General features: G+C 57.3%; 15 protein-coding genes and 1 other annotated feature. Of the genes, 10 read left to right on the top strand and 5 right to left on the bottom strand.

Annotated features, from left to right (window positions below):
• Nucleotides 1-33: 33 nt before the first annotated feature.
• From rluB to rnm, 3 genes are all read right to left on the bottom strand, one after another.
• On the bottom strand, nucleotides 34-909 hold the full coding sequence (rluB, locus tag HCH49_RS04080; RefSeq protein WP_023312076.1) for a 23S rRNA pseudouridine(2605) synthase RluB: 876 nt from the start codon (nucleotides 907-909) through the stop codon (nucleotides 34-36).
• A gap of 96 nt (nucleotides 910-1,005) precedes the next feature.
• Nucleotides 1,006-1,626 carry an L-threonylcarbamoyladenylate synthase gene (locus HCH49_RS04075; protein ID WP_003856793.1) on the bottom strand — a complete coding sequence of 207 codons (621 nt, stop codon included), beginning with the start codon at nucleotides 1,624-1,626 and terminating at the stop codon, nucleotides 1,006-1,008.
• The gene (rnm, locus tag HCH49_RS04070) at nucleotides 1,623-2,504 is read right to left on the bottom strand and encodes an RNase RNM (protein WP_032656720.1); all 882 of its coding nucleotides are present in this window, start codon (nucleotides 2,502-2,504) and stop codon (nucleotides 1,623-1,625) included. Before rnm ends, HCH49_RS04075 begins: the two co-directional genes overlap by 4 nt.
• Nucleotides 2,505-2,643: 139 nt before the next feature.
• Between rnm and trpL the strand changes: the two genes are divergently transcribed.
• The 9 genes from trpL (at nucleotide 2,644) to HCH49_RS04025 (ending at nucleotide 11,402) form a co-directional block, all read left to right on the top strand.
• Nucleotides 2,644-2,688: a trp operon leader peptide gene (trpL, locus tag HCH49_RS22345; RefSeq protein ID WP_106993556.1), complete on the top strand. Its 45-nt coding sequence runs from the start codon at nucleotides 2,644-2,646 to the stop codon at nucleotides 2,686-2,688.
• Nucleotides 2,665-2,758 (top strand) — a sequence feature (Trp leader region). Its footprint overlaps the gene before it by 24 nt.
• A gap of 23 nt (nucleotides 2,759-2,781) precedes the next feature.
• Entirely contained in the window at nucleotides 2,782-4,344 is a 1,563-nt protein-coding gene (locus HCH49_RS04060; RefSeq protein ID WP_087822730.1) for an anthranilate synthase component 1, read from the top strand.
• Nucleotides 4,344-5,939 (top strand): bifunctional anthranilate synthase glutamate amidotransferase component TrpG/anthranilate phosphoribosyltransferase TrpD, encoded by a 1,596-nt coding sequence (gene trpD, locus HCH49_RS04055; protein ID WP_023312079.1) that lies wholly within the window; start codon nucleotides 4,344-4,346, stop codon nucleotides 5,937-5,939. The genes HCH49_RS04060 and trpD overlap by 1 nt, the downstream gene beginning before the upstream one ends.
• 3 nt (nucleotides 5,940-5,942) lie before the next feature.
• On the top strand, nucleotides 5,943-7,301 hold the full coding sequence (gene trpCF / locus HCH49_RS04050; protein WP_221702227.1) for a bifunctional indole-3-glycerol-phosphate synthase TrpC/phosphoribosylanthranilate isomerase TrpF: 1,359 nt from the start codon (nucleotides 5,943-5,945) through the stop codon (nucleotides 7,299-7,301).
• Nucleotides 7,302-7,311: 10 nt separating this feature from the next.
• The gene (gene trpB, locus HCH49_RS04045) at nucleotides 7,312-8,505 is read left to right on the top strand and encodes a tryptophan synthase subunit beta (RefSeq protein ID WP_094934668.1); all 1,194 of its coding nucleotides are present in this window, start codon (nucleotides 7,312-7,314) and stop codon (nucleotides 8,503-8,505) included.
• Nucleotides 8,505-9,314, top strand: a complete 810-nt coding sequence (gene trpA / locus HCH49_RS04040; protein ID WP_033145748.1) for a tryptophan synthase subunit alpha — start codon at nucleotides 8,505-8,507, stop codon at nucleotides 9,312-9,314. The genes trpB and trpA overlap by 1 nt, the downstream gene beginning before the upstream one ends.
• Before the next feature lie 181 nt (nucleotides 9,315-9,495).
• Nucleotides 9,496-10,707 carry a selenium metabolism membrane protein YedE/FdhT gene (gene yedE, locus HCH49_RS04035; RefSeq protein ID WP_196354277.1) on the top strand — a complete coding sequence of 404 codons (1,212 nt, stop codon included), beginning with the start codon at nucleotides 9,496-9,498 and terminating at the stop codon, nucleotides 10,705-10,707.
• Nucleotides 10,704-10,937 carry a sulfurtransferase-like selenium metabolism protein YedF gene (gene yedF, locus HCH49_RS04030; RefSeq protein WP_003856774.1) on the top strand — a complete coding sequence of 78 codons (234 nt, stop codon included), beginning with the start codon at nucleotides 10,704-10,706 and terminating at the stop codon, nucleotides 10,935-10,937. The genes yedE and yedF overlap by 4 nt, the downstream gene beginning before the upstream one ends.
• A gap of 126 nt (nucleotides 10,938-11,063) precedes the next feature.
• On the top strand, nucleotides 11,064-11,402 hold the full coding sequence (locus HCH49_RS04025) for a hypothetical protein (RefSeq protein WP_033145750.1): 339 nt from the start codon (nucleotides 11,064-11,066) through the stop codon (nucleotides 11,400-11,402).
• A 46-nt stretch (nucleotides 11,403-11,448) separates the two neighbouring features.
• Here HCH49_RS04025 and ompW read toward each other — a convergent pair whose 3' ends face one another.
• The gene (gene ompW / locus HCH49_RS04020; RefSeq protein ID WP_023312086.1) at nucleotides 11,449-12,081 is read right to left on the bottom strand and encodes an outer membrane protein OmpW; all 633 of its coding nucleotides are present in this window, start codon (nucleotides 12,079-12,081) and stop codon (nucleotides 11,449-11,451) included.
• 94 nt (nucleotides 12,082-12,175) lie between these two features.
• Complete coding sequence (locus HCH49_RS04015; RefSeq protein ID WP_221702906.1) at nucleotides 12,176-12,472, bottom strand: hypothetical protein; 297 nt, start codon at nucleotides 12,470-12,472, stop codon at nucleotides 12,176-12,178.
• On the opposite strand from HCH49_RS04015, the gene HCH49_RS04010 reads away from it, so the two are divergent.
• Nucleotides 12,365-12,769, top strand: coding sequence for a YkgJ family cysteine cluster protein (locus tag HCH49_RS04010; RefSeq protein WP_033145751.1), 405 nt, complete (start codon nucleotides 12,365-12,367; stop codon nucleotides 12,767-12,769). The genes HCH49_RS04015 and HCH49_RS04010 overlap by 108 nt on opposite strands.
• The last annotated feature ends 4 nt before the right edge of the window (nucleotides 12,770-12,773 follow it).

Here is a 12,773-nt window from a genome sequence, read left to right as displayed (position 1 = left end):
AAAAAAGCCCGGTTCGTTGACCGGGCTTTTATATTAACCGTTGTTGTTACGGCTGCCGGAGCGGCGACTGCTGCTCACCTGGCTGTGTCGCTTCACTGCGCGACGGATCTGATTCGCCTTCATGCGACGACGATCTTTTTCCACCGCCACTTTTGAGGTGGTTTCCGGCGTCAGGCCGACCAGCTCGCGCAGGTAGTTGGTTTGGGTCAGATCCAGTTCGGTATACCCACCGCGCGGCAGACCTTTCGGCAGCAGAATGTCGCCGTAACGGACGCGGATCAGGCGGCTAACCTGCACGCCTACCGCTTCCCAGAGACGACGAACTTCGCGGTTACGGCCTTCGGTCAGGGTCACGTTGTACCACTGGTTAATGCCTTCCCCACCGGTAAACTTGATGGTTTTGAACGCCGCAGGACCGTCTTCCAGCTGAACGCCACGCGACAGATCGCGCAGTTTATTTTCGTCAACCTGGCCAAATACGCGCACCGCGTATTCACGTTCCACTTCACGGCTTGGGTGCATCAGACGGTTTGCCAGTTCACCATCGGTGGTGAACAGCAGCAGACCGCAGGTGTTCACGTCCAGACGGCCGACGGCAATCCAGCGAGCGCCACGCAGTTTAGGCAGACGGTCAAACACCGTCGGACGACCTTCCGGGTCGTTGCGGGTGCACAGCTCGCCTTCCGGCTTGTAGTAAGCCAGCACGCGGCAGATCTGTTCAGCGGACTCTTTCACGGAGATAAGATGACCGTCGATGCGGATCTTCAGCCCCGGTACGATTTCTACGCGGTCACCCAGCGTGGCGATTTTACCGTCCACACTCACGCGGCCCGCTTCAATAATGGCTTCGATTTCACGGCGTGAACCGTGGCCGGCACGCGCCAGCACTTTCTGTAACTTCTCGCTCATTGAGCTTCCTCAGGTGTCGCCTTCACAGGCGTCGAATCAGGTCAAAAGAGGGCTGAGCCCTGCTTTGATGGCCGCGTAGTATATCTGCTTATACCTTTACAAGAAAGGCTTTACGTCACCCACGCCTTCACGAATCACTTCCGGTGCATCTTCGGTTAAGTCGACCACGGTGGTCGGCTGCTGGCCGAGATAGCCGCCGTGAATAATCAGCTCGACCACCTTCTCCAGGCGATCTTTGATCTCTTCCGGATCGGACTCGGTAAACTCGCTTCCGGGCAGCATCAGCGAGGTGGAGAGCATCGGTTCACCGAGGGTTTCCAGCAGCGCCTGCGCAATCGGGTTCGACGGCACGCGCATGCCGATGGTTTTGCGTTTCTCCTGCAGCAGACGACGCGGTACTTCCTTCGTGCCCTTCAGGATGAAGGTGTAGTTGCCCGGCGTGTTGTTCTTAATCAGGCGAAACGCCACGTTATCAACATACGCATAGGTCGACAGCTCAGAGAGATCGCGGCACATCAGGGTAAAGTTATGGCCGTCCGGCAGCTGGCGAATACGGCAAATGCGCTCCATTGCCCCTTTATCTTCGATTTTGCAGCCCAGCGCGTAGCCTGAATCGGTCGGGTAGACAATCACGCCGCCTTTGCGGACGATCTCCACGGCCTGGTTGATCAGACGTGGCTGCGGGTTATCCGGATGGATATAGAAAAACTGACTCATACTTCCCTCTCTTCAATTTGCTGCGGCTGTTCCCAGAGCTGCCAGACCGGCTCAACGCCAGCAGGCAACCAGAGCTTGCGCCCCAGTTCGATCCACGCGCAGGGCTGATGGAAATCAGAGCCCTGTGACCCAAGCAGGCCGAACTGGCGGGCATAGGTCGCGAGCTGCGCGCGCTCGTTGGGCGCCTGCTGACACTGGGCGACTTCCATCGCCTCGCCGCCGCATTCGGCAAAGTGTGCCAGCAGCCTTTTCAGCCATTTAGCAGAAAGATTATACCGCCCAGGATGGGCCAGCACGGCCTTACCGCCAGAATGATGAATCACATCAATAGCTTGTTTTATTGTACACCACTGTGGCGGAACGTATCCGGTTTTACCGCGCGCCAGATACTTTTTAAAGACGTCTGCCATAGTCGTCGCTTTGCCCGCGTCGACCAGAAAACGGGCGAAATGACCACGGGTGACCGCCCCGCCGTTCGCCATCTTTTGCGCGCCTTCCAGCGCGCCCGGAATATGCGCCTTTTCCAGACGCTCGCCGATCATCTCTGCGCGCTGATTGCGGCGCGTTTTTTGTTCTTGCAAAAATGCCGTAAGTGCCGGATGGTCTATATCGATATTCAGGCCAACAATATGAATCTCATGGTTTTCCCAGACGGTCGAGATCTCGACGCCGGACACCAGATTCAGCGCCAGCCCGCTGCGGGCGATCTCGGCGCGCGCCGCCGGAATGGCATCTGTCGTATCGTGATCGGTTATCGCCAGCGTGCCGACGCGCATTTCAACGGCGCGATGAACCAGGGCTTCGGGTGTCAGCAGGCCGTCAGAGGCCTGAGTATGGCTGTGTAAATCATAAATAATGGCGTAGGTGGTATCGCTCAAAGCACTTCCCATAACAGGTTGGAGACATCCGAAAACACCATGATACCGACTTAACGCGAAATTCTGAAATCAAGGGTTGACAACTTGCCATCGAACTAGTTAACTAGTACGAAAGTTCACACGAGAAAGGTATCTGAAAATGACCGCACATTTCACTCTGCACGGCTGGTGGCGCACTTCCTGATCTTCGGGCAGTGTCACGCGTCTGCGAAATGCAAACAGATATCCGCCCGCTACCCAGCGGGCTTTTTTTTGAACAAAATATGAGAACAACAACATGCAAACAGCCAAACCTCATCTCGAACTGCTGACCTGCGAGGCGGCCTATCGCCACAACCCGACCGCGCTGTTTCATCAGGTGTGCGGGGCACGTCCGGCAACGCTGCTGCTGGAATCGGCGGATATCGACAGCAAGGACGATCTCAAAAGCCTGCTGCTGGTCGATAGCGCGCTGCGCATTACCGCTTTAGGTGACACTGTCACCATCAAGGCATTATCAGACAATGGCGCATCGCTGCTGCCGCTGCTGGATGCCGCCCTGCCTTCAGGCATTGAAAACGAACATCATCCAGAAATGCGCATTCTGCATTTCCCGCCGGTGAGCCAGCTGCTGGACGAAGACGCGCGCCTCTGCTCCCTGTCCGTTTTCGATGCCTTCCGCCTGCTGCAGAATCTGGTCACCGTGCCGCAAGACGAGCGTGAAGCGATGTTCTTCGGCGGGCTGTTTGCTTACGACCTGGTTGCCGGTTTTGAAGATTTGCCGGAAACCGAGCAGGGTAATCGCTGCCCGGATTATTGCTTCTATCTGGCTGAAACGCTGCTGGTGATCGACCACCAGAAGCAATACACCCGCATCCAGGCAAGCCTGTTCACGCCGTCTGCCGCTGAGAAAAACCGTCTTGAGCACCGCATCGCTCAGCTGCAGCAGCAGATGACGGAAGCACCACCCGCGCTGCCGGTGCAGCGCGTGGAGAAAATGACCTGCGACGTTAACCAGACTGACGATCAGTACGGCGCCGTGGTTCGCCAGATGCAAAAAGCGATTCGCGCCGGGGAAATTTTCCAGGTCGTGCCGTCCCGTCGCTTCTCGCTGCCCTGCCCGTCGCCGCTCGCAGCCTACGACGTGCTGAAAAAGAGTAACCCAAGCCCGTACATGTTCTTCATGCAGGACAACGAATTCACGCTGTTCGGCGCCTCGCCGGAAAGCTCGCTGAAGTACGATGCCACCAGCCGTCAGATTGAGATCTACCCGATTGCCGGAACCCGTCCGCGCGGGCGTCGCGCCGATGGCTCGCTGGACCGCGATCTGGACAGCCGCATCGAACTTGAAATGCGTACCGACCACAAAGAACTCTCCGAGCACCTGATGCTGGTTGACCTGGCGCGTAACGATCTGGCACGTATTTGTACTCCCGGCAGCCGCTACGTGGCGGACCTGACCAAAGTTGACCGCTATTCGTTCGTGATGCACCTGGTCTCCCGCGTGGTCGGCGAGCTGCGCCACGATCTCGACGTGCTGCACGCCTACCGCGCCTGCATGAACATGGGCACCCTGAGCGGCGCGCCGAAAGTGCGCGCCATGCAGCTGATTGCCGCCGCCGAAGGACGCCGTCGCGGCAGCTACGGCGGCGCGGTGGGTTACTTCACCGCCCACGGCGATCTCGACACCTGCATCGTAATCCGCTCCGCCTATGTTGAAGACGGTATTGCCACCGTTCAGGCGGGTGCCGGGATTGTCCTTGATTCTGTTCCGCAGTCTGAAGCTGACGAAACGCGCAGTAAAGCCCGTGCGGTCCTTCGCGCCATTGCTACCGCACACCATGCACAGGAGATTTTCTGATGGCTGACATTCTGCTGCTCGATAATATCGACTCCTTTACCTATAACCTGGCAGATCAGCTGCGTGCGAATGGCCACAACGTCGTTATCTACCGCAACCACGTTCCTGCGCAGACCCTGATTGACCGTCTGGCCACCATGCAAAACCCGGTGCTGATGCTCTCCCCGGGGCCAGGCGCACCGAGCGAAGCCGGCTGTATGCCGGAGCTGCTGACCCGCATGCGCGGCAAACTGCCAATCGTCGGCATCTGCCTCGGCCATCAGGCGATTGTTGAAGCCTATGGCGGCTACGTCGGCCAGGCGGGTGAGATCCTGCACGGTAAAGCGTCCAGCATTGAACATGACGGCCAGGCGATGTTTGCCGGGCTGCCGAACCCGCTCCCGGTCGCGCGCTATCACTCGCTGGTTGGCAGCAATATTCCCGCCGGGCTGACGATTAACGCCTCGTTTGAAGGCATGGTGATGGCGGTGCGCCACGATGCGGACCGCGTCTGCGGCCTGCAGTTCCACCCGGAATCAATCCTGACCTCCCACGGCGCCCGCCTGCTGGAGCAGACGCTGGACTGGGCGTTACAGAAACTGGAGCAGACCAATACCCTGCAGCCGATTCTGGAAAAACTGTATCAGGCGCAGACCCTGAGCCAGCAGGAGAGCCATCAGCTCTTCTCCGCCGTGGTTCGCGGCGAGCTGAAGCCTGAACAGCTGGCAGCCGCGCTGGTGAGCATGAAGGTGCGCGGCGAAAGCCCGCAGGAGATCGCCGGTGCCGCTACGGCCCTGCTGGAAAATGCCGCCCCGTTCCCGCGCCCGGACTATCAGTTTGCGGATATCGTCGGTACCGGCGGTGACGGCAGTAACAGCATCAATATCTCCACCGCCAGCGCCTTCGTGGCGGCGGCGTGCGGTTTGAAGGTCGCGAAGCACGGTAACCGCAGCGTTTCCAGCCGGTCAGGTTCTTCCGATCTGCTCGCCGCATTCGGTATTAACCTCGATATGAACGCCGAGCGTTCCCGCGAAGCGCTGGATGACCTGGGCGTCTGCTTCCTGTTTGCGCCGAAGTACCACACCGGTTTCCGCCACGCGATGCCGGTTCGTCAGCAGCTCAAAACCCGCACGCTGTTTAACGTGCTCGGCCCGCTGATCAACCCGGCCCACCCGCCGCTGGCGCTGATTGGCGTTTACAGCCCTGAGCTGGTTCTGCCGATTGCCGAGACGCTGCGCGTGCTGGGCTATCAGCGTGCCGCCGTGGTGCACAGCGGCGGTATGGATGAGGTTTCTCTTCATGCGCCAACGCTGGTGGCCGAACTGCGCGACGGCGAAATCCTGAGCTATCAGCTGGAGGCTGCCGACTTCGGCCTTGCGCCATACCATCAGGAAGCGCTGGCAGGCGGTACGCCGGAAGAAAACCGTGACATTCTGACTCGCTTATTACAAGGTAAAGGAGAGGTCGCCCATGAGGCCGCCGTTGCTGCCAACGTCGCCATGCTGATGCGTTTGCACGGTGAGGAAGACCTGAAGGCCAACGTTCAAAAAGTTCTGGATGTACTGCGCTCCGGTGCAGCTTACGATCGCGTTACCGCACTTGCGGCAAGAGGGTAAAGAATGCAGACCGTTTTAGCGAAAATCGTTGCCGATAAGGCCATCTGGGTGGAAGCCCGCAAGCAACAGCAGCCGCTTGCGAGTTTCCAGAATGACGTCGTCCCGAGCAGCCGTCGTTTCTATGACGCCCTGCGGGGTACGCGCACCGCGTTTATTCTTGAGTGCAAAAAAGCGTCCCCGTCCAAAGGCGTTATTCGTGACGATTTCGACCCGGCGCGTATTGCCGGCATTTATAAGCATCATGCTTCAGCCATCTCCGTGCTGACGGATGAGAAATATTTTCAGGGCAGCTTCGACTTTCTGCCGATCGTCAGCGGCATCGCGCCGCAGCCGATCCTGTGCAAAGACTTTATTATCGACCCGTATCAGATCTGGCTGGCGCGCTTTTACCAGGCCGACGCCTGCCTGCTGATGCTCTCTGTGCTCGACGACGAGCAGTATCGCCAGCTTTCCGCCGTGGCGCACAGCCTGAACATGGGCGTGCTGACCGAAGTGAGCAACGAAGAGGAGCTGGAGCGCGCGATTGCGCTGGAAGCCAAAGTGGTCGGGATCAACAACCGCGATCTGCGCGACCTGTCCATTGACCTGAACCGTACCCGCCAGCTGGCGCCGCGTCTGGGTTCTGGCGTGACGGTGATCAGCGAATCCGGCATTAACAGCTATGCCCAGGTGCGCGAGCTAAGCCACTTCGCCAACGGTTTCCTGATTGGCTCCGCCATGATGGAGCATGACGATCTCAATGCGGCCGTGCGTCGCGTGCTGCTGGGTGAAAACAAAGTCTGCGGCTTAACCCGCGAACAGGATGCCCAGGCCGCGTATGAAGCCGGGGCGATTTATGGCGGGCTGATCTTTGTGGACTCCTCTCCACGTGCGGTCAGTGAAGAGCAGGCGCGTAAGGTCATCGCAGCGGCTCCGCTCGGCTACGTGGGCGTTTTCCGCAACGCAGATATTGCAGACGTTGCGGCAAAAGCCGACGCGTTATCCCTCAGCGCGGTGCAGCTCCACGGCGATGAAGACCAGAGCTACATCGATGCCCTGCGCGCCGCGCTGGCACCACAGGTGCAAATCTGGAAAGCGCAAAGCGTTGGCGATACCTTGCCCTCGCGTAACCTGAACCATGTGGATAAATACGTCCTCGATAACGGCCAGGGCGGCACCGGCCAGCGTTTTGACTGGTCGCTGCTGAACGGCGAGAAGCTGGACAACGTCCTGCTGGCGGGCGGATTAAGCCCGGATAACTGCGTAGAAGCCGCTAAAACCGGCTGCGCAGGCCTCGATTTCAATTCAGGCGTAGAGTCCCAACCGGGTATCAAAGATGCCAGCAAGCTGGCCTCGGTTTTTAAAACTCTGCGTGCATATTAAGGAAGAGAAGATGACGACATTACTTAACCCGTATTTTGGTGAGTTCGGCGGGATGTACGTCCCGCAAATCCTGATGCCCGCGCTGCGCCAGCTGGAAGAAGCGTTTGTCAGCGCGCAGAAAGATCCGGCGTTTCAGGCTGAATTTACCGACCTGCTGAAAAATTACGCCGGTCGTCCGACCGCGCTGACCAAATGCCGCAACCTGACGGAAGGCACCAAAACCACGCTGTATCTGAAGCGTGAAGACCTGCTGCACGGCGGCGCGCATAAAACTAACCAGGTGCTGGGCCAGGCGCTGCTCGCGAAGCGTATGGGCAAAACCGAAATCATCGCCGAAACCGGTGCAGGTCAGCACGGCGTGGCCTCTGCGCTTGCCAGCGCCCTGCTCGGCCTGAAATGCCGCATCTATATGGGAGCGAAAGACGTTGAGCGTCAGTCTCCGAACGTCTTCCGTATGCGTCTGATGGGAGCGGAAGTGATCCCGGTGCACAGCGGCTCCGCGACGCTGAAGGATGCCTGTAACGAAGCGCTTCGCGACTGGTCTGGCAGCTATGAAACCGCGCACTATATGCTCGGTACCGCGGCGGGCCCGCACCCGTTCCCGACTATCGTGCGCGAATTCCAGCGCATGATCGGTGAAGAGACCAAAGCGCAGATCCTCGAAAAAGAGGGGCGTCTGCCGGATGCGGTGATCGCCTGCGTTGGCGGCGGATCTAACGCCATCGGCATGTTCGCAGACTTTATCGACGACACCAGCGTGGGTCTGATTGGCGTAGAGCCTGCCGGGCACGGCATTGAATCGGGTGAACACGGCGCGCCGCTGAAGCATGGCCGTGTGGGGATCTACTTCGGGATGAAATCCCCGATGATGCAAACCGATGAGGGCCAGATTGAAGAGTCTTACTCTATTTCTGCCGGCCTCGACTTCCCGTCCGTCGGGCCGCAGCATGCGTTCCTGAACAGTACCGGCCGCGCGGACTATGTCTCCATTACCGATGACGAAGCGCTGGAAGCCTTTAAAACGCTGTGCCGCAGCGAAGGGATCATCCCGGCGCTGGAGTCTTCACACGCCCTGGCGCACGCGCTGAAAATGATGAAAGAAAACCCGGAAAAAGAACAGCTGCTGGTGGTAAACCTTTCCGGCCGCGGTGACAAAGATATCTTCACCGTTCACGATATTCTGAAAGCACGAGGGGAAATCTGATGGAACGCTACGATAACGTATTTGCAGAGCTGAAATCCCGCCAGGAAGGCGCTTTCGTTCCCTTCGTCACCCTGGGCGATCCGGGCCCGGAACAGTCGCTGAAGATCATCGACACCCTGATTGAGGCCGGTGCCGACGCGCTGGAGCTGGGTATTCCGTTCTCCGATCCGCTGGCGGATGGCCCGACCATCCAGAATGCGACGCTGCGCGCATTCGCCTCCGGGGTGACGCCGACCCAGTGCTTCGAGATGCTGGCGGCGATTCGCCAGAAGCACCCGACCATTCCGATCGGCCTGCTGATGTACGCCAACCTGGTGTTCAACCGCGGTATCGATGAGTTTTACGCCGAGTGCGCACGCGTGGGCGTCGACTCCGTTCTGGTGGCAGACGTGCCGGTCGAGGAATCTGCGCCATTCCGTCAGGCGGCCATGCGCCATAACGTCGCCCCGATTTTCATCTGCCCGCCGAACGCCGATGACGCCCTGCTGCGCCAGATTGCCTCTTACGGACGCGGCTATACCTACCTGCTCTCCCGCGCGGGCGTGACCGGTGCCGAGAATAAAGCCGCACTGCCGCTGCATCATCTGGTGGAGAAGCTGGCCGAGTACCATGCCGCGCCTCCGCTGCAGGGGTTCGGGATTTCCTCCCCGGATCAGGTCAGCGCAGCGATTGACGCGAAGGCGGCAGGTGCCATCTCCGGCTCCGCAATTGTGAAGATCATCGAGAAGAACGTGGACAAGCCAGAGCAGATGCTGGCCGAGCTGAAAGCGTTTGTGACCGCAATGAAAGCGGCGACGCGTAAAGCATAACCCTTCCACCGTCTGGCTTCCTGCCAGACGGTTACCCTTCCTTCCCCACCTTCTACAACGGATTACCTCAAAATTGATCCCGTCGATATTTTCGGCGTGAATGGCTTTCCATTCTGGCTTGCAAGCGTATGATCTGGACTCTTTTTTTATCTTTAATCCTTCTGAGTTCAGAGGCTTATTCATGTCATGGCAATCCTTTAAACAGGCTTACCTGGTTAAGTTCTGGTCACCTGTTCCGGCCGTTATCGCGGCAGGCATTCTCTCTACCTACTATTTCGGTATTACCGGCACCTTCTGGGCCGTGACCGGCGAGTTCACCCGCTGGGGTGGTCAATTGCTACAGCTCGCTGGCGTGCATACCGAAGAGTGGGGTTACTTTAAACTCATCCATCTGGACGGCACGCCACTTACCCGCATCGACGGGATGATGATCGTCGGCATGTTCGGTGGCTGTTTCGCGGCGGCGCTGTGGGCAAACAACGTTAAGTTGCGGATGCCCAAAAGCCGTATTCGCATAATGCAGGCGGTAGTCGGCGGTATCATTGCCGGGTTTGGCGCCCGTCTGGCGATGGGCTGTAACCTGGCCGCTTTCTTTACGGGTATTCCTCAGTTTTCGCTTCACGCCTGGTTCTTTGCAGTCGCCACGGCCATCGGCTCTTACTTCGGTGCCAAATTTACCCTGCTGCCGCTGTTCCGCATTCCGGTGAAAATGACAAAAGTCAGCGCAGCGTCTCCGTTAACCCAGAAGCCGGACCAGGCGCGTCGCCGTTTCCGCCTCGGTATGCTGGTCTTTTTGGCTATGGTCGCCTGGGCGCTTTGCACTGCGATGAATCAGCCCAAACTCGGCCTGGCGATGCTGTTCGGCGTGGGTTTTGGTCTGCTCATTGAACGCGCGCAGATCTGCTTTACCTCCGCGTTTCGCGATATGTGGATCACCGGCCGCACGATGATGGCAAAGGCGATTATCGCCGGGATGGCGGTCAGCGCCATCGGTATCTTCAGCTATGTTCAGCTGGGCGTTGAACCGAAAATCATGTGGGCTGGCCCTAACGCGGTGATTGGCGGCCTGCTGTTTGGCTTCGGGATTGTGCTGGCTGGCGGGTGTGAAACCGGCTGGATGTACCGCGCCGTTGAAGGTCAGGTGCATTACTGGTGGGTGGGCCTGGGAAATGTTATCGGCTCGACGATCCTGGCGTACTTCTGGGACGATCTGTCCCCGGCGCTTGCCACGAACTGGGACAAGGTCAACCTGCTGAGCACCTTCGGCCCTCTCGGCGGCCTGCTGGTCACCTATGCCCTGCTGCTGGTCGCTTTTTTACTGGTTGTCGCGCAGGAGAAACGCTTCTTCCGTCGCGCGAGTGTTAAAACAGAAACCCAGGAGAATGCTGCATGAAAGAGATCGTGCCCGATTACCGTCTGGATATGGTTGGTGAACCCTGCCCTTATCCGGCTGTTGCCACGCTTGAAGCCCTACCGCAGCTCAAAAAAGGGGAAATTCTGGAAGTGGTCAGCGACTGTCCGCAGTCCATCAACAACATTCCGCTGGATGCGAAAAACCACGGCTACACGGTGCTGGATATCCAGCAGGATGGCCCGACCATTCGGTATTTGATTCAGAAGTGATCGCTAAGGGCCTCGTAAGGGGCCTTTATCCTATTGAATTATAGGACATCTTGATCCACGGCAAAAACGCAATTTTTGACTTAAGTAAAATCTCATTTCCCTTTTGAAGGAGGTTTTCGCGGTTTGATGTATTTACGAGCTTTACTGGTTTTCGCCTTATTGATTCCCTTCCATGCGCTGTCCCTGAATTTCTCTTCAACCTTCCTGCGCCTTAATTGTCCGCAAAGAGGACTTGTCGAGATCATTCTGCACGTTTATGACCATACCCAGGAACGATGGCAAGGTCATTTTGAAACCGGTGCGGGACATAAACGTGCGGGAGATACCGAAATTATCCCGTTTGCCAACGGCGATATTCTTTTCCATTCCCTGTCCAGCGACGCTTTCAGCTATTTATACGATGGGGAAAAGATCCTGAGGCACTGCGTAAAGCTTGATGAGCGGCCGGTTTATCCGTCGTTTTGAAGTGAGCAAAGCAAACTGGCCACCCTGTGGCCAGTTTGACGGGGGATCAGAAACGATAACCCGCAGAGAACATAAACACCCACGGATCCAGGCGAGTATTGATACTTTGCTGCTGACCGCCCGCCTTGAAGCGTACGTCCGTATCAATATCCATGTACCAGACCGAGGCGTTAATCAGCCAGTCGCGGTTAATCAGATAGTCCAGACCGACCTGCCCCGCCATACCCCATGAATCTTTCAGGCTAAGGTCAGTCAGACCGGCCTCTTTACCGGTATCGTTAAACTTCTCGTCAAAGAAGGTGGTGTAGTTCACACCGGCGCCAATATAAGGACGCACCTTGCTGCTGGCATCGCCAAAGTACCATTGCGCCATCAGCGTTGGCGGTAAATGGTGAACCGTAGCGATATCACCGGTTGCGCCCAGGCCCACGCGATGACGGAACGGCGTTGCAGCCAGAAGCTCAACACCAACGTTTTCCGTCGCCATATAGGTGAACGTTAACCCTAACTGGGTGTTATTACTGACGTTAAAACCGCCCATACCCAGCACGTTATCCGATCCTTCAGTCGGGCGAACCGTAGCCGAACCGGCACGAATAAAGAATTCGCCTGCTTCATGCGCATACGCGCCGCCAGAGAGACTGCTTAATACAAGGGCTGCCACCGCTAATTTTTTCATATCCGCTCCATCGTTGTGGTTTTAATCGCGGATGAGAATATACTCACAAATGAGTAATAAGTGATCTGCTACAGATCACATTAAAACCAGTAACTTAACATTCATTGATCTGGATTAATTTTTTGTTACGCGTCCAAAAGCGATAAGTTGTTTCCATGTCAATTTTTTGGCATTTCACGGTTACAAAATTTTCCTTTTTTCCCCTCTTGCTCTTCCTCTGACGGCTGGATAATTTATCGCTCTCACAAGTTGATTTGATGCGTTCTTCTTTTGCAGGTGTGCCATGAGTGACATTAACCCGTGCATGACGTGCGGAGCCTGTTGTGCGTATTTTCGAGTCTCTTTCTACTGGGCCGAAGCCAGCGATGGCGGCGGTACCGTTCCGGTTCATCTTACTGAGCCGTTAACGCCCTTTCTGCGCTGCATGAGCGGCACAAACCAAAAGCAGGCCCGCTGCGTAGCGCTACAGGGTGAGCCAGGGGTCTCTACCCGATGTTCCATTTATGAGGATCGGCCCAGCCCGTGCCGGGAATTTGCCATGTCGAGGGAAGATGGGCAGGTTAACGAAGCCTGCAATCGCGCCCGGGCGCGCGTTGGATTACCGCCGCTTTACAAAGATATGCTTTTCCATACAAGCCTTGATGCTGCCACAGCAGGTGCATCCGGTGTACAATTGCCGGCTAATTAACACC

Origin of the sequence: Enterobacter sp. Y17, from assembly GCF_019730495.1 — a bacterium.
Lineage (GTDB): Bacteria > Pseudomonadota > Gammaproteobacteria > Enterobacterales > Enterobacteriaceae > Enterobacter > Enterobacter asburiae_B.
This window is presented reverse-complemented; position numbering and strand designations above follow the sequence as displayed.

Coding starts and splice junctions, on each gene's coding strand:
- rluB (WP_023312076.1), bottom strand. CDS start 909: ATGAGCGAGAAGTTACAGAAAGTGCTGGCGCGTGCCGGCCACGGTTCA.
- HCH49_RS04015 (WP_221702906.1), bottom strand. CDS start 12,472: ATGAACCGGAACGGTACCGCCGCCATCGCTGGCTTCGGCCCAGTAGAA.
- HCH49_RS04075 (WP_003856793.1), bottom strand. CDS start 1,626: ATGAGTCAGTTTTTCTATATCCATCCGGATAACCCGCAGCCACGTCTG.
- HCH49_RS04060 (WP_087822730.1), top strand. CDS start 2,782: ATGCAAACAGCCAAACCTCATCTCGAACTGCTGACCTGCGAGGCGGCC.
- yedF (WP_003856774.1), top strand. CDS start 10,704: ATGAAAGAGATCGTGCCCGATTACCGTCTGGATATGGTTGGTGAACCC.
- trpB (WP_094934668.1), top strand. CDS start 7,312: ATGACGACATTACTTAACCCGTATTTTGGTGAGTTCGGCGGGATGTAC.
- ompW (WP_023312086.1), bottom strand. CDS start 12,081: ATGAAAAAATTAGCGGTGGCAGCCCTTGTATTAAGCAGTCTCTCTGGC.
- trpD (WP_023312079.1), top strand. CDS start 4,344: ATGGCTGACATTCTGCTGCTCGATAATATCGACTCCTTTACCTATAAC.
- HCH49_RS04010 (WP_033145751.1), top strand. CDS start 12,365: ATGAGTGACATTAACCCGTGCATGACGTGCGGAGCCTGTTGTGCGTAT.
- HCH49_RS04025 (WP_033145750.1), top strand. CDS start 11,064: ATGTATTTACGAGCTTTACTGGTTTTCGCCTTATTGATTCCCTTCCAT.
- trpCF (WP_221702227.1), top strand. CDS start 5,943: ATGCAGACCGTTTTAGCGAAAATCGTTGCCGATAAGGCCATCTGGGTG.
- trpA (WP_033145748.1), top strand. CDS start 8,505: ATGGAACGCTACGATAACGTATTTGCAGAGCTGAAATCCCGCCAGGAA.
- yedE (WP_196354277.1), top strand. CDS start 9,496: ATGTCATGGCAATCCTTTAAACAGGCTTACCTGGTTAAGTTCTGGTCA.